This is a genomic window from Campylobacter sp. US33a (assembly GCF_004378855.1).
Lineage (GTDB): Bacteria > Campylobacterota > Campylobacteria > Campylobacterales > Campylobacteraceae > Campylobacter_D.
Genome location: NZ_RYYL01000008.1, coordinates 24,554 through 41,799 on the forward strand (window position 1 = coordinate 24,554; position 17,246 = coordinate 41,799).

The following is a 17,246-nucleotide window of genomic DNA, read 5'->3' on the forward strand; positions in this document are numbered from 1 at the left end:
GCGAAGTTTTTATATTATTAAGGATAAAAAATGACTCAAGAAGAGCTAGATGCATTGATGAGTGGTGATCTTGATTTGGATGATGTCCAAGAAAATGAGCCAAAAACAGAGGAAGTTTCAAAAGATCAAGAGGATAGTCAATATGGAGAAATAGTAGATGGAATAAAGTCAAATGATTACACTCCATCACCAAATATCGCATGGCCGCCTCCACCGCCTAATAAAGAGCATAAAGTTGTTCATCAATTAGATGATGTAACAAGAGATAGTGAAGAAAAAGCTACTGAAATGATCGATAAATTAGAGTCTATAGGAGGAAATTTTTCAGATTCTGAAAAGATGATTAAGGAAGTAAATTTAGGTGTTGACAGAAATATAGAAATTTTTACTACTTTAAAAGAAAAATTTCCGCATGTAAAGACTTTTGAAGAAATTTTGGAAGCTAATCTTGAAATCAAGAAAAAAAATTCTCAAATTATAGAAAATTTACAAATAGGACAAGATGAAGTGATGATGGCAATGGATGCGATGCAATATCAAGATATTCATCGTCAAAAAATAGAACGCGTTATTAATGTTATGCGTGCTTTAAGTCGTTATATGAATTGTCTATTTGAAGGTAGGATTGATGATAAAAAACGCGTGGGTTCTGCGGTGCATATAGAAGGCGACACCACAACTGATGTGGTGAGTAATGATGATATCGAAGCTTTAATAGCAAGCTTAGGAAAAAAATGATTGTTCCTGAAATTGTGGCTCCTGCGGGAAATTTTACAAAATTAAAAATTGCTTTGGCTTATGGGGCTGATGCTGTTTATGCAGGAGTGAATAATTTTTCCTTGCGCTCTCGCACTGCTAGAGAATTTAATTATGAAACTTTTGAAGAAGCGATTAAATACACTCACGATAAGGGTAGGAAAATTTATGTTACCTTAAATGGTTTTCATTTAGGTGGGCAAATTGAAGGCTTAAAAAAACACATTTTAAAACTTAAAGAAATGAAGCCTGATGCTTTTATCGTGGCTTCTGTTGGCGCGATGAGCTTGGTAAGAGAATTGGCTCCTGAAATTGCTTTGCATGTTTCAACCCAAGCTAATGTTTTAAATTATCTTGATGCAAAAGTTTATAAAGATATGGGTGCAAAACGCGTAGTTATAGCTAGAGAATTAGGGCTTAAAGATGCAAAAAATTTAAAAGAAAATTGCGATATAGAATTAGAAGCTTTTGTGCATGGATCAATGTGCTTTGCTTATTCTGGGCGTTGTTTAATAAGTTCTGTTCAAAGCGGTAGAATGAGCAATCGTGGCTCTTGTGCGAATGATTGTAGATTTAATTATGAGCTTTATGCCAAAAATCCTGAAAATGGCACATTATTTCGCTTAGAAGAAGATGAAAATGGCACACATATATTTAATTCCAAAGATTTAAATTTGTGTTCTTATATAGAAAAAATTATGCAAGAAAATTGCATTAATGCTTTTAAAATAGAAGGACGCACAAAAAGTGAGTATTATGTAGCGCTTACAACAAGAACTTATAAAATGGCTATACAAGATGCTTTAGCAGGAAAATTTGATGCTATTAAATATGAAAAAGAGATTGCTACGCTTAAAAATCGTGGTTTTACCGATGGTTATTTGGTTTCTCGCCCTTTAGAAAAAACTAATACACAAAATCACGCTACGAGCATAGAAGAGGGCTCTCATCAAGTGCATGCTATTGTTGAAGATGGTGAGTATTTTAAATGCAAGGGCAAAGTTGTGTTAAATACTGCTTATGAGATTTTAAATCCTCTAGGAGAAGAGATTTTAGAATGTGATAATGAAATAGGTAAAATTTATCGCAAAGACAATAAAAATTTTGTGGAATTTAAAAAAATTATTGCTAAAAATAATAAAGAATTCAGCGAAATTCACAGTGGTAATGAAAATGAGATAAAAATGCCAAGTAAAATTAGTGAATTTAGCTTTTTAAGAAAGGAAATTTAAATGAAATTTGTTTCAATTTTAATGGGAAGTAAAAGTGATTATGATGTGATGAGTGAGTGTGCTAAAACTCTTGAAAAATTTGGTGTTCAATATGAGTTAATTATCACTTCAGCACATCGAAGTCCAAAGCGTACTAAAGATTATATTAAAGAGGCTGAGAAAAAAGGTGCGAGAGTTTTTATTGCAGCAGCGGGTATGGCGGCACATTTAGCAGGTGCGGTAGCAGCTTATACGACTAAGCCTGTTTTAGGAGTGCCTATGGCTGGAAGTAACTTAGCAAGTATGGATTCTTTATTTTCAACCGTACAAATGCCAAGTGGAATTCCTGTAGGAACTTTGGCTATAGGTAAAGCAGGTGCACAAAATGCGGCTTATTTGGCAATGCAAATTTTGGCCTTAGAGGATGAAAAATTATCTTTAGCACTTAAAGAAGATCGTAAAAATAAAGAAGAGAAATTAATCGCTGATTCTAAAAGCGTGGAAGTTTTATTATAAGGCGGAATTATGCAGACTTTTTTAGAGCTTAAGGAATTTTGCAAACTTGTGCATTTAAATGAAGATGTGGTTAAAGGTATGATGGCAAATGGTGCTTTAAATTTTAAAGAAGAAGAAGGTAAAATTTACATTGAAGCTAATCAAGGTACCTTTAGCGTTGTCCCAAGTGCTGTTAATTCAAAATCTGCCATGATAAATTCAATGACTTTAGCTGGCGAGAGTTTTATAGAAAAAACTATAGGAACCATTTTAAATTTACATGAAAAAGTTTTAGATGCAAAAGATGAGACTTTAGAAGCTTTAAAAAATGAAAATAAATTTTTAAAAGATGCACTTTATTCGATGCAAGAGCTTTATGAGCAAGATAGAAAAACCATAGAAGTTTTAAATGAGCAATTAAAAAATGCACGCGAAGATGCTGAATTTATGAAAAGAAAATATAAATTAATGTGGAACAAAACCATAGAAACTTTTGGTGATGCACGCAGTCAAAAAATTAATCAAGATAATTCACAAAAAGTAGATTAATAAGGATTTGAAATGACTTTTTCAAAAATGATTTTAACTTTACAAGAGTATTGGCAAAAACAAGGTTGCGCCATTATGCAGCCTTATGATATGCCAGCAGGAGCAGGAACTTTTCATCCGGCAACTTTTTTAAGAAGTTTAGGTAAAAAGCCTTGGGCGACAGCTTATGTAGCGCCAAGCAGAAGACCAACCGATGGAAGATACGGCGAAAATCCTAATCGCTTGGGGGCTTATTATCAATTTCAGGTTTTGATTAAACCAAGTCCTGATAATATCCAAGAGCTTTATTTAAAAAGCCTTGAAAATTTGGGTTTTGATTTAAAAAGCCATGATATCCGTTTTGTTGAAGATAATTGGGAAAGTCCAAGTTTAGGTGCGTGGGGGCTTGGCTGGGAAGTTTGGCTCGATGGTATGGAGGTGACTCAATTTACTTATTTTCAGCAAGTGGGCGGAATTGCAGTGGATTTAGTAAGTGCAGAGATTACTTATGGGCTTGAAAGAATTGCCATGTATCTTCAAAATGTTGATAATGTGTATGATATAGTTTGGAATGAATTTAATGGAGAAAAAATCAAATACGCTGATGTTCATAAACAAAGCGAATATGAATTCAGTAAATATAATTTTGAAGTAAGCGATGTGGCGGTATTAAATTCTCAATTTGAAAATGCTTACAAAGAATGCAAAAATATTTTAGAACAAGGTTTAGCTTTGCCAGCATATGATTATTGTATGCTTGCAGCACATACTTTTAATTTGCTTGATGCAAGAGGTGCAATTTCGGTAGCGCAAAGACAAGATTATATGCTAAAAATTCGCGAGCTTTCTAAGACTTGTGCTCAAATTTATAAGAAAAATTTAAATGAAACTGAGTGAAATTTATCATTTTTTAGACAAAATTAGTCCATTTGATACTCAAGAAAGTTGGGATAATAGTGGTCTTTTACTAGGAAATTTAAATGATGAAATCAGCAAAGTTTATGTGAGTTTGGATGTAGATAAGGATTTACTTTTAAACGCAGAGGAAAATTCTTTATTTATCACTCATCATCCACTTATTTTTAAAGGTTTGAAGCATTTAAGTGGAGAGAAATATCCTAACGAATTAATCACTTTGATGATTAAAAAAAATATAGCTTTAATTTGTATGCATACTAATTACGACTTAAGTCATTTAAATACTTATTTTGTTGAAGAAATTTTGGGTTTTAAAATCACTTATAGGGATAATTTTATTGCTTATGTAGATATGAATATTGATTTTTGGGATTTAGTATCTTGTATTAAACAAAGTTTGAAATTAGATGTCATAAAAACAAGTTTTTGTGGAAAAACACAAATTCAGCGTATAGGAATTTGCACTGGTAGTGGTGGAGATTTAATTTGTAATGTTGATGCTGATTGCTTCATAAGTGGAGATTTTAAATATCATCAAGCTTTTGAATGCTTGCATAATAATTTAAATCTTATTGATGTAGGACATTTTGAAAGTGAGAGATATTTTGCAAATTCTTTAGCAAAAGAGTTGCAAAATTTGTCGTTAAAAGCTATAATATCAGTTTCAAAAAATCCATTTCAATATTTTTAAGGAAATACCCCATGAATAAATATTTAGAACAAGTTGTGCTTTTATCAAAAATTGATCAAGAGATTGATAGTTTTGAACCAAAAATTGAAAATATTACCAAAACTCTTAAAGAAGCAGAAGGTAAAATTGCTAAATTAGAAGAGGAATTACGCCGTTGTGATAATGAAATTTCAGAGCTTCAAACCCAAAGAATGCAAAACAATGCTCATATTGCCGAATTTTCAGCAAAAATTAAAGAATTATCCAAAAAAACAAGTGCAATAAAAACAGAAAAAGAAGCTAATGCATTAAAAATAGAAGAAGATATTGCAAAAGAACAATTAGATTCTGCTAATGATGAAGTGATTAGGCTTGAAAAAATTTTAGATGCCAAAGAAAATTCCAAAAAAGAATTTCTTGAAGAAAAAGAAAAGCAAGAAGAAGCCTTGGTGGAAATTAATACTCAAATCCGTAAAGAAATGGAAGTTTTAGAAAAAGAAAGAATGGGTGTATATGATAAAAAGTCTAAGCTTGTTTCAGAAATGAATCAAAAAGTTTTAACTTTTTATGAAAAAATTCGTAAATGGGCTAAAAATACAGCTGTTGTTCCTGTGAAAAAACAAGCTTGTTATGGTTGCTTTATGAAAATTTATGATAAAACTTATTTAGCCATTGCTCGCGGTGAAGAGATTGTTACTTGTCCGCACTGTGGTAGAATTTTATACAAAGAGTTGCAAGAAGCGCAAAATTGATCATTTTATATTATTGTTTAGCTTGGATGATTTATCTCATTCAAGCTCTTCCTATTTTTATCCTTTCTTTTATTAAAGCAAAATACAAAATATCTTTAAAATCGAGATTTTTTTTATATAAAAATTTCTATCAAAAACCAGCTGATGTGCATTTTCATGCCTGTTCTTTTGGAGAAGTTAGAAGTATTGAAAATTTGGTTTTAGAATTTGATTCTAGAATTTCAGTGATTACTCAAACAGGCTTTGATGAGGCAAAAAAATATGTTTCTAAGGTTAATTTTTTGCCCTTTGAAATATTTTTGCCCTTTTGGTTTTCTCCTTGTAAAGTTTTGGTTATTTGCGAGGCGGAATATTGGCTTATGCTTGTTTTTATGGCAAAATTAAAAGGAGCAAAAGTTTTATTTATTAATGCTAGAATTTCGGATAAATCGTTAAAAAAATACCAGAGATTCGCTTTTTTTTATCGCAAAGTTTTTTCTTATGTTGATGAAGTTTTTGCACAAAGTGAGCAAGATAAGGAGCGTTTGAAAACTTTGGGTGCAAAGAATATACAAGTATGTAAAAGCACAAAAAGTCAGCTTATTATTAAAGTAAATAAAAATTATTCTAAACCGCAAGGGAAGTTGATTATTTTAGCAAGCACTCATGAAAAAGAAGAAGAGCTTTTATTGTCAAATTTAACACTGAAAGAAGACGAAAGGTTGATAGTTGCACCAAGGCATCCAGAGCGATTTAGCGAAGTTGAAAAAATTATTCATTCTTTTTGTGCGAAAAATCAATGCGATATGCAAAAATTTAGTGCAATGAAAGATAATGTAAATTTTAATGAAGAATTTAAAGCAAAAGTTTTATTGCTAGATATTTTGGGAGAACTTATAAATTTTTATGCTATTTCTGATATTGTGGTGCTTTGTGGATCTTTTGTTGAAAATATAGGCGGGCACAATCCCATTGAACCTGCAAGTTTTTGTAATAAAATTATTTCAGGTGTATTTATCCACAACCAAAAGAGTCTTTATCAAGAAGTAGAAAATATTGAATTTTGCGACGATGTAAGAAAAATTGATGAAAAAATTCATTTAAAAGACAAAATTTCAAAACTTAAAAATAAAAAAGAAAATTATATGATTTTAAATAGCATAAAAAGGGGTATTGATGCAAGAAAAAGCTTATAAACTGCTCGCTTTGCAAGAAAAAATTTCTAATAATCGTGCCAAAGAATTAATTGATCAAGGCTGTGTTTTTGTTTCAGATAAAAAAGTATTGCTTGCCCGTGGTATGTTGGATACTAAAACTAAATTTAATATTATTTTTCCTAGAAAAAGCCATATTTTATTTGAAGACGAGAATCTCATCGCGGTAAATAAATCTTTTGCTACAATAAGTGAGGGTTTGGAAAAACAATTCAACGCAAAGCTTTTAAATCGCTTAGATAAGGGTACGAGTGGAGTATTGCTTTTATGTAAGAATGAGGAATTTCGTTTAAAATGTATTGAGGAATTTAAAAAGCAAAGGGTTTATAAAAGTTATTTGGCCATAGTAAGTGGAATTTTGGCTGAGGAAGTAGAAGTTAATGAGCCTATTTTAACTCTGAAAAACAAGCACGGTGCTGTGAGTAAAATCAGTAAAAATGGTTTAAGTGCAAATACTTTAATTACGCCTTTAATGGTGCAAGGTAAAAAAACCCTAGTTAAAGCCGTTATCAATACAGGTAGAACGCATCAAATTAGATTGCATTGTGCCCATATAAAACATGGTATTATAGGGGATGATAAATATGCTAAAATTGCAAGCAATAGAATGTTTTTGCATAGTTATGAAACACAGATTTTTAATTATTCTTTTAAGGCTTCATTAGATGAAAGTTTTAATCAATTTGGTTTTGATATCAAAAATTTAATTTTTTAAAGCCATTTAAAGAAAATATTTTATATAATTAGCATTTTGAAAATGATTTTGGGAAAGGATTCTAAGTGTTTGAGCTAGTTAGCGAGTCATTTAAAACAGCTGTTAATAAACTCCGTTTTGTTGATGATGAAAAAGCTTTAAAAAATGCTTTAGAAACCTTGAAAAAAACATTATTAAAAGCTGATGTGCATCATAAAGTTACTAAAGATTTACTTCTTGCAATTGAGGAAGAAGTTAAGAATGCAGGTATAGGACAAAAACAGTTTCTAAATGCTATCAAAAATAATTTAGAGAAAATTCTTATTGCACCAGGTAATCAAGGCTTTGTTTTTTCTTCTAAGCCTCCTACAGTTGTTTTAATGGCAGGACTACAAGGTGGTGGTAAAACAACGACTACGATGAAGTTAGCTAATTATCTTAAAGTTCGTAATAAAAAAGTTTTAGTTGCAGCTTGTGATTTGCAGCGTTTAGCTGCTGTGGAGCAATTAAGACAGCTTTGCGAAAGTAATGAAATAGAGCTTTTCTATATAGAAAATGAAACCAATCCTATTAAGGTAGCTACTGCAGCATTACAAAAAGCTAAAGATAGTTTATGTGATGTTTTGCTTGTGGATACTGCAGGGCGTTTAGCAATTGATCAAGCCTTAATGGAAGAGTTAAAAGAAATTAAAAATGTTTTAAATCCCGATGAGATTTTTTATGTTGCCGATGCAATGAGCGGACAAGATGGTGTGAAAACAGCGGCAAGTTTTAATGAAGCTTTGGGAATTACTGGAGTTATTTTATCTAAATTTGATGCTGATACTAAAGGTGGTATTGCTCTTGGCATTGCGAAACAAATTAATATTCCTTTAAGATTTATAGGAGTGGGCGAAAAAATTGCTGACTTGGAAGCTTTCATTCCTGATAGGATAGTAGGTCGTATCATGGGCGAAGGTGACTTGGCAACCTTGGCTGAAAAAACGGCTGCAATCATAGATGAAAAAGAGGCTAAAAAAATAGGACAAAAAATCAAAAAAGGCGAATTTAATTTCAATGATTTTTTATCTCAAATGGAAAGCATTAAAAAACTAGGAAGTATGAAATCCATCATTGGAATGATACCTGGGCTTTCTAATATGGCTTCTGCGGTTAAAGATCTGGATATGGAAAATTCAAAGGAAATTATCCATATTAAGGCCATGATTTCTTCTATGACTCCAAAAGAAAGAGAAAATCCAGATTTATTAAATAATTCAAGAAAACGCCGTATAGCTGAGGGAGCGGGTTTATCGCAAATGGAAGTCAATCGTTTTTTAAAGCAGTTTTCTAACGCTGCAAAATTAGCCAAAAGATTTTCAGGAAAAAAAGGTATGGAAAGTTTGACGCAGATGATGAATCAAGCTAGAAGACAATTTTAAATTTTATTTATGGGTATTAAAGAATATCCATAGCTAAAATTTAATTTTTTACAAGGAGATAAAAATGACAGTAGTGAGACTTACGAGAATGGGTCGTAAAAAAAGACCATTTTATCGCATAGTTGTAACAGATAGTAGAAAACGCCGTGATGGTGGTTGGATCGAAAGTATTGGGTATTATAATCCTATGTCAGAACCAGAGATGATTAAATTTGATGCTGAGCGTTTGGCCTATTGGAAAAGCGTAGGTGCTAAACTTAGCGATAAAGTTGCTTCAATTACTAGTAAATAACAAAAATGGTTGAAAAATTTTTAAAAGAATATGCAAAGTTAATCGCGGAGTATCCTGATAAAATTCAAATTCAAAGAAATGATTTGGGTGAGAATTTTTCTGAAATTATTATTTTTGCAGATAAAATTGACGCAGGAAGATTAATAGGAAAAAATGGAAAAATGATTAGTGCAATTAAAACCGTTATATTGGCTTGCAAGGTCAAAGATTCAACCTCTTATCGTGTGAGTATAAAAACTATTGAATAAAAATGAAACAAGTTTAGTCCAAGTTGCAAAACTTGGAAAAACTTCAGGTTTAAAAGGTTTTGTAAAATTACATAGTGTTAGTGATTTTATAGAGCAGTTTAAAAAAGGAGCCGAGTTTTTTGATCATAGGAGAAATATTTATAAAATTAAAAATACAGATTTGAAGAATTCTTTGGTTTTATTTGAGAATTATGAAAGTATAGAATTGGCTAAAAAACTTACAAATTTAACACTTTTTCAAAGTATTGAAAATACTCGTAAAACTTGTAAATTAAAAAAAGATGAATATTTTTATTTTGATATTTTGGATTGCGATATTATTGAAGATGAAAAAAAATTAGGCAAGGTAATAGATATACTTGAAATTGGAAAAGGATATTTATTTTGTATTCAAACTGATGAAAAATTAGAAAACTTAAGTCATGAATTTTATATTCCTTATAATGATTATTATGTAAAAAACATCGATATTAATTGTAAGTGTATTTATACTCAAAATGCTTTTTTGATTTTAGAAAATTCATGAAAATTAGTTTTGTTACTTTATTTCCAGATCTTGTTAAATTTTATTTTAGTGAGTCTATACTTGCTAGAGCAATCGAGAAGCGATATATCGATATTGCTTTTATTAATCCAAGATTATATTCTACCAATATTTATAAAAAAGTTGATGATTATAAAATAGGTGGTGGAGCAGGACTGTTGATGCAGGCACAGCCTCTTTTTGACGCTTTAAATGAGCTTCAAATTCAAGATAAAGACATTCATTTTGTTTTTTTAACTCCCAGTGCTAAGACTTTTAATCAAATAGATGCTAAAAGATTAAGTAAAAAAAAGCACATTTGTTTTGTATGTGGAAGATATGAGGGGATAGATGAGAGGGTTATTGAAAATTTTGCGAATGAGGTTTTTAGTATAGGAGATTTTGTTTTAACAGGTGGAGAATTACCCGCTTTGGTAATGTGCGATGCTATTGCTCGTAATATAACAGGAGTCTTGGGAAATCCTCAGAGTTTAGAGGAAGAGAGTTTTGAAGAAAATTTACTCGAAGCTCCTTCATTTTCCAAGCCTTATGAATTTATTGCAAAAAATAAAAAAAAATATGCACCTTCAGAGTTTTTAAAGGGTAATCATGCTAAAATCACATCTTTAAAATTTATTTTGGCGTCTTGCAAAACGAAATTTTTTCGTCCTGATCTATATTTAAAGCATGAACGCAAATTGAGGAAAAACAATGAGAAATAAATACATAGAGCAGTTTGAAGCTAAGCAAATGGAAGGTAAAAGTGTTCCTGATTTTCGTGCGGGAGATACCATAAGACTTGCTATCCGCATTAAAGAAGGGGATAAAACGAGAATTCAAAATTTTGAAGGTATTTGTATTGCGCGTAGAGGAACAGGTGTTGGAGAGACTTTTATTGTTCGTAAAATTGGCGCTAATAATGTTGGAGTTGAGAGAATCTTCCCTATTTATAGCGAGAGTTTAGAAAGTATTACTCTTTTAAGAAGAGGTCGCGTTCGTCGTGCAAGATTATTTTATCTTAGAGATAGACGCGGTAAAGCTGCTCGTATCAAAGAACTTAAAAAATAAAATTTTCAAGTTCTTTAACTTAACTACAAAAAACCTTTGTTTTAGCAGAGGTTTTTAATCATCGTATCTTTCTTGAATTATTGTCCCATTATTATCGATATAAAGTTCCAAGCCATTTGAGAGTTTAATTTTATAATGATTAATTTTTCTTTCAATTTCTATTAAAAAAGCTTGAGGATATCTGTTTGTAATAATTGAGGCAATATGCGTTGGTAGTATTTTGAAACTTAAAGCTTTGTGTTTGCTTTCAATTTCTTTCCATAGTCCATCAATATCAAATTCAAGTTCTGTTCCATCACTTAAATATACTTCATAAGAATTTTTATCCTGCTGAACTATACCTATAGAAACTTGCTTGAAATGTTCTTCGAGGAAAGCCTTAATGGTTGTAGGTAAAGAATCTGGCGATACAATAATATCAGCTTTTAGTAAATTTGCAAGTAAAAGACTTAAGAGTAAAATAGAAAAATTTTTTTTATTCAACGATATTTCCTTGTTTTCTTTAGATTTTATTCTTTTTGTGTGAATTGTATGTGAATTTTATAATCATAAAAAGCTGGGTGCATCATTGGAAAATAATATTAAGTCACCATTTTTGGTATATTTACTCAAGACAGAAACCAATTCAGTTTTATCTTTGATGATGATTTTTTCCAAAACAATATGTCGATCTAATACATTTGCGTTACTTTGGCTTGTGATAATGACAAAATCAAAACATTCATTTATAATATCAGCAAGTTTTTGATTTTCTTCCTCACTTACTTCTAAAATTCCAGGAGTTACTAAAACTTTGCGTCCTTTGTAGTTTTTGCAAAGTTTATAACTTTGGCTCATTCCTTGAAAATTACCATTAAAGCCATCATCAATAATAAATTTTGGCTCCTTGGATATGATTTGTAAGCGATGTTCTACAGCTTTAAGTTGGGATATTCTTTGTTGAATTTTTTCTAAATTTATATTTAAATATAAAGCACATTGGATACATGCCGCTAAATTTTGTGCATTAAAAATTCCCAATAGCGGACTTTTAAAATGCTGCTTAGAATCATTTAATAAAAGTTCAAATTCTATGCCTTCAAGACTTTGAGAGCTTTGCGATAGCTTCTTGTCATAGATAATTTGATTTTCATTATCCTTTTTAAGCGTGCTACTATGCAAAAAAGCCTTTTGTAATCTGTTTGAATTCAATGCTTCTAGTTTTGTATTTCTAGTATTTTCTATATTTTTAAAATACTCTAAATGTGCATTCCCTATCTCTCCAATGATACAAATATGAGGATTTAAAAGCTCGGTAATTTGTAAAATGTCTCCTTTTTCTCTAGCACCTGCCTCGGCAATATAAATTTGCGTATCAGCTTGTACATTATCATTAATATCTTGTATGATACCCATAAGAGTATTAACGCTTCTTGGTGTTTTATAGCTTTTATAATCTTCTTTTATGAGCCCATATAAGAAATTTTTAATGCTTGTTTTTCCAAAACTTGCCGTAATAAGAATGATTTTAAGATCTTTCATATTTTGAATTTTATTTTTTGCTTGTTGATAGAAAAGATTATTTCTGTATTTTTCATAAGCAGATAGAATTATCAGACTAAAAAACAAGGCCAGTGGAGATAAGTTGTATAAATTATACAGAGATAAAATCCCAAAAACAATACTAAGAAAACTTAATATTGCAAAAAATTTTTTAATTTTAGCGGTGAAAACAAGTTTTTTATCTAGCTTTTTATACCATAAATACAAGGCGACAAGATTAAAAATGGCAAAAATTAAAAAATATTTTCCAAGAAACCAAAAAGCAATTAAAGGAATAAGAATAAAATAAATATGCCATAAAGGTTTAGCAAAATGAAACAATACGCGATTAATCTTATAAGAATACCATTGCAATGCACTAATGAGGTAAAATCCTAGACAGAAATTAATCAAAAGAGTGTTGATAAAAAATATTAAATTATTTAGCATGGTTATTCCTTATGATTTGAGTGATTTTTTGGGCATTTTGCAGAAAGAAAAAATGATCTCCTTCAAAAGTAAAAAATTGACTGTGGGAGATAAGTTTGTAAATTTTTTTCCCGCTTTCAAGAGGAGTTGCTTTATCTTCTATGCCCCAAAAAATCAAAGTTGGATTTTGAATTTTAGCAAAATCTAACTCACAATTTTCATCTACAACTTTTTTAAAAGTTTCATACATTAAAGGACTTAGATTTGCCCCGTCTTTACTGGCAAAATATTTATAAAGATGAGCAAAACCTAGTTTTTTAAGTATTTTAAAAAGCTTAATCTTACAACGAGTTTTAAAAGATTTTTTCGCTACTATACCTGCACTGGAAAGTAAAATGAGTAAAGAGCTTGGGTAAATATTTTTATTTAAAAGTAAAGTGCAAATTTTGCCACCAAAAGAATGCCCCATAAAAATATCTGGATGTAGGTTTTTATTTTTTAAAAAAGAAAGGACGATATTTGCATAATCTTTACTGTTTAAAATTTCTTCAATGGTTGAATTTCCAAATCCTGGAAGATCAAGATAAATTTGGTTAAAGTCTTTTAAGACTTTAGAAAAAGTTTGCTTCATTAATTCTTTATTAGCGCCCCAACCATGCAAAACTAAGATGCTTTTTATTTGATTGTTGTTGATGAGCTCATAAGAAATTTGATAATTTTTATTATTATAAGCAAGTGTGGTAAGTGCCATTTTTAAGCCTTTTGATTTTTATAAATGCTTTCTAAAAGCTGCACGGCATTTTGCAAACGCTCAAATTCTTGCATACTAAGCAATACGGCTTCAAATTTATTGTTTTTTAAAATCACTATTTTTCCGCTAGGACTTTTTTTGACTTTTTCAACTATGGGGCTAAAATTACGCACTACTTCAGTAGCAGTATAAATTTCATCTTGACTGAAAGATAACATAAAATTTTGTTTCCTTAAATACGCTAAATTTTATGTAAAATTTAGCGTATTAAGACTTAAAAAAACTTATAATTTCCCTTTTTGTCCATTGATGGAGTGTAAAAAGCTATAATTTATATTAATTTGCTTTTCATGTGGTAGATTTTGTGCAAGATTTTGAATGATTGAAGAAAAATCTTTAAATAAATAATTTGCTAAAGATCCGGGATTTGGATTGATTTCATTAAGGTAAATTTCATCATTATGTATGAAAAAATCACAGCGAATCAATGCGCCTTTAAATAAAGGATTATAAATTTTTTTGAAATTTTCTTTTAATTTTTCCTTTAATTCTTCGCTTAAATCTGCTTCTTGTACTTCTGAATGAGAACTAAAACAAAGATATTTTTGCTCAAAATCTAAAAATTTATTTTTATTTGGCTCTTCAATGATAGAAAAAACAAATTCATCTTTAATCATACAACCTGCTAGATTATACTCTTTGATATTGTCTATAAAAGGTTCTACTAAAAGTTCGTCATCAAATTCGAATGCCACATCCAAAGAATAATCTAATTGACTCGCTTCGCTTAAAATTTGTATGCCTATGCTACTACCCAGTCTTGTGGGCTTAAAAATGCAAGGATAATCTAATGGGCTTAATAAAGAAGTGGCGTCGTAGTTTTTTAATATTTTATATGGTAAGGTTTTAACACCAACTTTTTGTGCGTAAAGTTTTGTAAATTCTTTATTGTATGAAATAACGCTTGCTTCGAGTCTTGGGCCTATGTATTCAATATTAAAAAAATCAAATAAAGCTGCTATTTTCCCATCTTCTCCGTCTTTTCCATGCACGAGATTGATACAGCAATCACATTCTATCTTTTTGTCTGAAAATAAGGTTTTTTCGTAAAATCCACCTTGTTTTAAAATTAACCTTTTTTCTTTTTTATAAGCTAAAGAACTAAAGGTTTTAGCATTCATTTTTGCATTATCAATAAGATAAAAATCTCTATTTTTATCACAAAAAATAAATAAAAGTTTTGCTTTTAAAACTTTTTTTAAAACAATAGCACTCACTATACTGATTTCGTGTTCGTATGAATTTGCTCCAAAAATTATTGCGTAAATCATTTTTATCCTTATGAAAGTTTTTTTAATGCTTCTTTGATTAGCTCGCTTGTCTCATTGCTTTGGCATTGACTTAGAGCTTGCAAAGCTTTATCTTGCTTAAAGCCAAGCGAAATAAGAGCAGCAAGAGCCTGACTTTTACTATCATCTTGAGTATTTTCTAGTAGAATTTTATTATCACTTAATTCCACAATGATGCGTTTTGCACTTTTTGGCCCAATTCCAGGGATTTTTTTAAAGACATTTTCGTCATTAAGTTGCAAAGCTTTGTAAAAAGAATTTACATCAAGACTGGAACAAATTGCCATTGCGGTTGTTGCTCCTATACCGTTGATTTTTAACAATAATTCAAACATTTTTTGCTCATTTTTATCCAAAAAACCATAAAATTTATTTGAATCTTCTTTGATGATTTGAGAAATAAAAAGTTCTATTTTTTCATTTTTTTGCAATTTTGCGCTACAAAATAAGGAAACATAAATTCCATAACTTAAACCCGAATTTGTTTTAATGGTAATAAAAGTAGGTTCTTTTTGTGTAATCATTCCTTCGATTGCAACAACCATTCTAAATCCTTTTCGTTGTATTCATCCAATCTGTCGATTTTTGCGACTTCTTCGTTGTTTTCGACAGTTGTTCTTAAGGTAAAAACCTTAGTGTGTTCATCAAGCAGTGTTGAATGCAAAAGTTCTTGTTTGGGATAAATGAATTTAAATTTAATTTCATTCATATCAGTCCAAACCCCTTTTTTATTGATGATTTTTGCTTTAAAAAGTTCTTCTTGTGCAAGCTCAATTTTGTCTAAAATTTCTCTTTTTTCTAAAGTTAGATCTTTTTCTTTCTGGTTTAAATTTTCGTAAAATTCTAAATGATTTTGGTATTCTTTAACTTTTTCAAGATAACTTGCAGGAATTTGTTGTTTATTTTGCTTAAAATTATCAATTTCATTTAAGAGTAAATTTATACCCTCTTTGCTATTTTGCATACTTGTTTTCAAAGGTTCTAATTCTAAATTTAATTCATGAATTTGTTTAGTGAGTTGATTTAATTGTTCTTCAAAATCCACTTCATTTTTTGAAATTTGTGCTAAAAATTTATTATTATTGCCTTCGCAAATTTCAAAAATAACACTTTTGTTGAAAGCAATCGTATTGTTACTCATTAAGGTAGTAATAAAAATATTTTCCGCTTCTATAGTGCCTCCAAGGCTTTTGTTTATTTTAACGGTTTTGGCTTTAATATGTCCATTTTCCAATAAGTCTATTTCAACATTTTCCCCTTCAAAATAACCTCTATGTGTGTTGATTTTTGCATCTTTTGCAAAAATTTTAGTTTGAGTATGGGTTGTACCTCTAAGGGCAAGTTTTTTGGCGTTTAAGATCGTATTTTGCGCGACGCTTCCGTCAATATTTAATTCTTCGCATTTTATGCTAACTCCTGATTTTACAGCATCGTCTAATTCAGAAAGATTTTTAATATTAATGGTAATTTTGCTATCAATTCCCACATTGATACAACCTACATTTTTTAAATCCACTGTATTAAATTCAGCTACATTAGCTATATCGAATTTATCACCGTTTTGTATTATGTAACCTTTTTGTTTAGCGATATATTCATCAGCAAATTCTTTTTCTCTTAATTCAAATTTATCCGAGCAGGAGAAGTGAATTTTTTTCTTTTTCTCTTCTTCTTTGATTTCGATAAAATTTAAATGCAAATCCCTTCCTCTTCGACCTTGTTTTGCTTTAAGATGCCTAAGCGCAATTTCACCTTCATTAATGGCAATAATAGGGGTATTTTGAGTCAAGGGGCTATTTTTTAATTTTTCTTTATAAGTTAGTTCTAATGTTTCGTTTTGTGGAAAAATTGCATTCACTCCTTTACATACAATCAATTGAAATTCTTGTTGTTTTTTGTTTTGAATTTGTTTATTTATTAAAAGTAATTGTTTTTTAAAATCAAAAATTCGAATTCCTATAAATAGGTTATTTTTAAGCAATTTTTTATAGATGGTTTGAAGCATCTGCATAGGTAATTTTTCGTGATATTCCAAATTTTTTGCATCAATATTAGCAATGATTTTTGTGAGATTTTTATTGGCAATGAGTTTAATTTTATCTTCCAAAGTATTTTCTTTTTTTTGAAAAATTTCAATTTTATATTCTTGGGTGATTTTTAAATTTGGGTTTAAAAATATTTCATCTTGATCAAAAATATTTAAATCTTTCTCGTTAAGTCTTTGCCATTCCGTATTATCAATAGAATAAAGGGTAGAAAAATAAAGTATATTAAAATCTAAATTTGTCACCTCCAGTGAAGTTCTTGAGGCAACATTAAGAAGTTCTTTATAAGGGTGATTGGTTTGGGTGATAATTAAGTCTTCATTCATCCTTAAAGCTCCTTGTGTTATTAAATTAAAAAGCTAATTATAATCGAATTTTAATC

At 30.0% G+C, this 17,246-nt stretch carries 22 protein-coding genes; 15 read left to right on the plus strand and 7 right to left on the minus strand.

What is annotated here, in order from left to right; all coding sequences use genetic code 11:
* Positions 1–30 precede the first annotated feature (30 nt).
* From ELQ16_RS07160 to rplS, 15 genes are all read left to right on the plus strand, one after another.
* Entirely contained in the window at positions 31–738 is a 708-nt protein-coding gene (locus ELQ16_RS07160) for a chemotaxis protein (RefSeq protein ID WP_134238867.1), read from the plus strand.
* Positions 735–1,988 (plus strand): peptidase U32 family protein, encoded by a 1,254-nt coding sequence (locus ELQ16_RS07165; RefSeq protein WP_134238868.1) that lies wholly within the window; start codon positions 735–737, stop codon positions 1,986–1,988. Before ELQ16_RS07160 ends, ELQ16_RS07165 begins: the two co-directional genes overlap by 4 nt.
* The gene (gene purE, locus ELQ16_RS07170) at positions 1,989–2,483 is read left to right on the plus strand and encodes a 5-(carboxyamino)imidazole ribonucleotide mutase (RefSeq protein WP_134238869.1); all 495 of its coding nucleotides are present in this window, start codon (positions 1,989–1,991) and stop codon (positions 2,481–2,483) included. It abuts the gene before it with no gap.
* 9 nt (positions 2,484–2,492) lie between these two features.
* Positions 2,493–3,011 (plus strand): DUF3972 domain-containing protein, encoded by a 519-nt coding sequence (locus tag ELQ16_RS07175; RefSeq protein ID WP_134238870.1) that lies wholly within the window; start codon positions 2,493–2,495, stop codon positions 3,009–3,011.
* Positions 3,012–3,023: 12 nt separating this feature from the next.
* Positions 3,024–3,887, plus strand: coding sequence for a glycine--tRNA ligase subunit alpha (glyQ, locus tag ELQ16_RS07180; protein ID WP_134238871.1), 864 nt, complete (start codon positions 3,024–3,026; stop codon positions 3,885–3,887).
* Positions 3,874–4,599 (plus strand): Nif3-like dinuclear metal center hexameric protein, encoded by a 726-nt coding sequence (locus tag ELQ16_RS07185; RefSeq protein WP_134238872.1) that lies wholly within the window; start codon positions 3,874–3,876, stop codon positions 4,597–4,599. Before glyQ ends, ELQ16_RS07185 begins: the two co-directional genes overlap by 14 nt.
* An 11-nt stretch (positions 4,600–4,610) precedes the next feature.
* Positions 4,611–5,330 (plus strand): zinc ribbon domain-containing protein, encoded by a 720-nt coding sequence (locus ELQ16_RS07190; protein WP_134238873.1) that lies wholly within the window; start codon positions 4,611–4,613, stop codon positions 5,328–5,330.
* Entirely contained in the window at positions 5,327–6,505 is a 1,179-nt protein-coding gene (gene waaA / locus ELQ16_RS07195) for a lipid IV(A) 3-deoxy-D-manno-octulosonic acid transferase (RefSeq protein WP_134238874.1), read from the plus strand. The genes ELQ16_RS07190 and waaA overlap by 4 nt, the downstream gene beginning before the upstream one ends.
* Positions 6,486–7,238 (plus strand): RNA pseudouridine synthase, encoded by a 753-nt coding sequence (locus ELQ16_RS07200; protein WP_134238875.1) that lies wholly within the window; start codon positions 6,486–6,488, stop codon positions 7,236–7,238. The genes waaA and ELQ16_RS07200 overlap by 20 nt, the downstream gene beginning before the upstream one ends.
* A 65-nt stretch (positions 7,239–7,303) precedes the next feature.
* The gene (gene ffh / locus ELQ16_RS07205; protein ID WP_134238876.1) at positions 7,304–8,638 is read left to right on the plus strand and encodes a signal recognition particle protein; all 1,335 of its coding nucleotides are present in this window, start codon (positions 7,304–7,306) and stop codon (positions 8,636–8,638) included.
* Between the two features lie 64 nt (positions 8,639–8,702).
* On the plus strand, positions 8,703–8,930 hold the full coding sequence (gene rpsP / locus ELQ16_RS07210; protein WP_134238877.1) for a 30S ribosomal protein S16: 228 nt from the start codon (positions 8,703–8,705) through the stop codon (positions 8,928–8,930).
* Between the two features lie 5 nt (positions 8,931–8,935).
* On the plus strand, positions 8,936–9,178 hold the full coding sequence (locus ELQ16_RS07215; RefSeq protein ID WP_134238878.1) for a KH domain-containing protein: 243 nt from the start codon (positions 8,936–8,938) through the stop codon (positions 9,176–9,178).
* Positions 9,171–9,704 carry a ribosome maturation factor RimM gene (gene rimM, locus ELQ16_RS07220; protein ID WP_134238879.1) on the plus strand — a complete coding sequence of 178 codons (534 nt, stop codon included), beginning with the start codon at positions 9,171–9,173 and terminating at the stop codon, positions 9,702–9,704. Before ELQ16_RS07215 ends, rimM begins: the two co-directional genes overlap by 8 nt.
* Positions 9,701–10,423: a tRNA (guanosine(37)-N1)-methyltransferase TrmD gene (gene trmD, locus ELQ16_RS07225; protein WP_134238880.1), complete on the plus strand. Its 723-nt coding sequence runs from the start codon at positions 9,701–9,703 to the stop codon at positions 10,421–10,423. Before rimM ends, trmD begins: the two co-directional genes overlap by 4 nt.
* Complete coding sequence (rplS, locus tag ELQ16_RS07230) at positions 10,413–10,769, plus strand: 50S ribosomal protein L19 (RefSeq protein WP_134238881.1); 357 nt, start codon at positions 10,413–10,415, stop codon at positions 10,767–10,769. Before trmD ends, rplS begins: the two co-directional genes overlap by 11 nt.
* A gap of 54 nt (positions 10,770–10,823) precedes the next feature.
* Here rplS and ELQ16_RS07235 read toward each other — a convergent pair whose 3' ends face one another.
* From ELQ16_RS07235 to ELQ16_RS07265, 7 genes are all read right to left on the minus strand, one after another.
* Complete coding sequence (locus ELQ16_RS07235; protein ID WP_243832609.1) at positions 10,824–11,252, minus strand: PepSY-like domain-containing protein; 429 nt, start codon at positions 11,250–11,252, stop codon at positions 10,824–10,826.
* Between the two features lie 63 nt (positions 11,253–11,315).
* A complete protein-coding gene (locus ELQ16_RS07240) occupies positions 11,316–12,740 on the minus strand; it encodes a UDP-N-acetylmuramoyl-tripeptide--D-alanyl-D-alanine ligase (protein WP_134238882.1) in 1,425 nt (474 codons plus the stop codon).
* Positions 12,730–13,470 carry an alpha/beta fold hydrolase gene (locus ELQ16_RS07245; protein ID WP_134238883.1) on the minus strand — a complete coding sequence of 247 codons (741 nt, stop codon included), beginning with the start codon at positions 13,468–13,470 and terminating at the stop codon, positions 12,730–12,732. The genes ELQ16_RS07240 and ELQ16_RS07245 overlap by 11 nt, the downstream gene beginning before the upstream one ends.
* A 2-nt stretch (positions 13,471–13,472) precedes the next feature.
* The gene (locus ELQ16_RS07250; RefSeq protein ID WP_134238884.1) at positions 13,473–13,688 is read right to left on the minus strand and encodes a type II toxin-antitoxin system Phd/YefM family antitoxin; all 216 of its coding nucleotides are present in this window, start codon (positions 13,686–13,688) and stop codon (positions 13,473–13,475) included.
* A 66-nt stretch (positions 13,689–13,754) separates the two neighbouring features.
* Positions 13,755–14,801, minus strand: coding sequence for a D-alanine--D-alanine ligase (locus ELQ16_RS07255; protein WP_134238885.1), 1,047 nt, complete (start codon positions 14,799–14,801; stop codon positions 13,755–13,757).
* Between the two features lie 8 nt (positions 14,802–14,809).
* Complete coding sequence (ruvA, locus tag ELQ16_RS07260) at positions 14,810–15,364, minus strand: Holliday junction branch migration protein RuvA (RefSeq protein ID WP_134238886.1); 555 nt, start codon at positions 15,362–15,364, stop codon at positions 14,810–14,812.
* Entirely contained in the window at positions 15,340–17,190 is a 1,851-nt protein-coding gene (locus tag ELQ16_RS07265; protein ID WP_134238887.1) for a DUF342 domain-containing protein, read from the minus strand. Before ELQ16_RS07265 ends, ruvA begins: the two co-directional genes overlap by 25 nt.
* Positions 17,191–17,246 lie beyond the last annotated feature (56 nt).

Excerpts from the sequence above, each read along its gene's own strand:
- ELQ16_RS07265 (WP_134238887.1), bottom strand. The coding sequence starts at position 17,190 with ATGAATGAAGACTTAATTATCACCCAAACCAATCACCCTTATAAAGAA.
- ELQ16_RS07245 (WP_134238883.1), bottom strand. The coding sequence starts at position 13,470 with ATGGCACTTACCACACTTGCTTATAATAATAAAAATTATCAAATTTCT.
- ELQ16_RS07185 (WP_134238872.1), top strand. The coding sequence starts at position 3,874 with ATGAAACTGAGTGAAATTTATCATTTTTTAGACAAAATTAGTCCATTT.
- rplS (WP_134238881.1), top strand. The coding sequence starts at position 10,413 with ATGAGAAATAAATACATAGAGCAGTTTGAAGCTAAGCAAATGGAAGGT.
- ruvA (WP_134238886.1), bottom strand. The coding sequence starts at position 15,364 with ATGGTTGTTGCAATCGAAGGAATGATTACACAAAAAGAACCTACTTTT.
- trmD (WP_134238880.1), top strand. The coding sequence starts at position 9,701 with ATGAAAATTAGTTTTGTTACTTTATTTCCAGATCTTGTTAAATTTTAT.
- ELQ16_RS07200 (WP_134238875.1), top strand. The coding sequence starts at position 6,486 with ATGCAAGAAAAAGCTTATAAACTGCTCGCTTTGCAAGAAAAAATTTCT.
- ELQ16_RS07165 (WP_134238868.1), top strand. The coding sequence starts at position 735 with ATGATTGTTCCTGAAATTGTGGCTCCTGCGGGAAATTTTACAAAATTA.
- ELQ16_RS07255 (WP_134238885.1), bottom strand. The coding sequence starts at position 14,801 with ATGATTTACGCAATAATTTTTGGAGCAAATTCATACGAACACGAAATC.
- ELQ16_RS07215 (WP_134238878.1), top strand. The coding sequence starts at position 8,936 with ATGGTTGAAAAATTTTTAAAAGAATATGCAAAGTTAATCGCGGAGTAT.
- ELQ16_RS07175 (WP_134238870.1), top strand. The coding sequence starts at position 2,493 with ATGCAGACTTTTTTAGAGCTTAAGGAATTTTGCAAACTTGTGCATTTA.
- purE (WP_134238869.1), top strand. The coding sequence starts at position 1,989 with ATGAAATTTGTTTCAATTTTAATGGGAAGTAAAAGTGATTATGATGTG.
- ELQ16_RS07160 (WP_134238867.1), top strand. The coding sequence starts at position 31 with ATGACTCAAGAAGAGCTAGATGCATTGATGAGTGGTGATCTTGATTTG.
- glyQ (WP_134238871.1), top strand. The coding sequence starts at position 3,024 with ATGACTTTTTCAAAAATGATTTTAACTTTACAAGAGTATTGGCAAAAA.
- ELQ16_RS07240 (WP_134238882.1), bottom strand. The coding sequence starts at position 12,740 with ATGCTAAATAATTTAATATTTTTTATCAACACTCTTTTGATTAATTTC.
- ELQ16_RS07190 (WP_134238873.1), top strand. The coding sequence starts at position 4,611 with ATGAATAAATATTTAGAACAAGTTGTGCTTTTATCAAAAATTGATCAA.
- rpsP (WP_134238877.1), top strand. The coding sequence starts at position 8,703 with ATGACAGTAGTGAGACTTACGAGAATGGGTCGTAAAAAAAGACCATTT.
- ELQ16_RS07250 (WP_134238884.1), bottom strand. The coding sequence starts at position 13,688 with ATGTTATCTTTCAGTCAAGATGAAATTTATACTGCTACTGAAGTAGTG.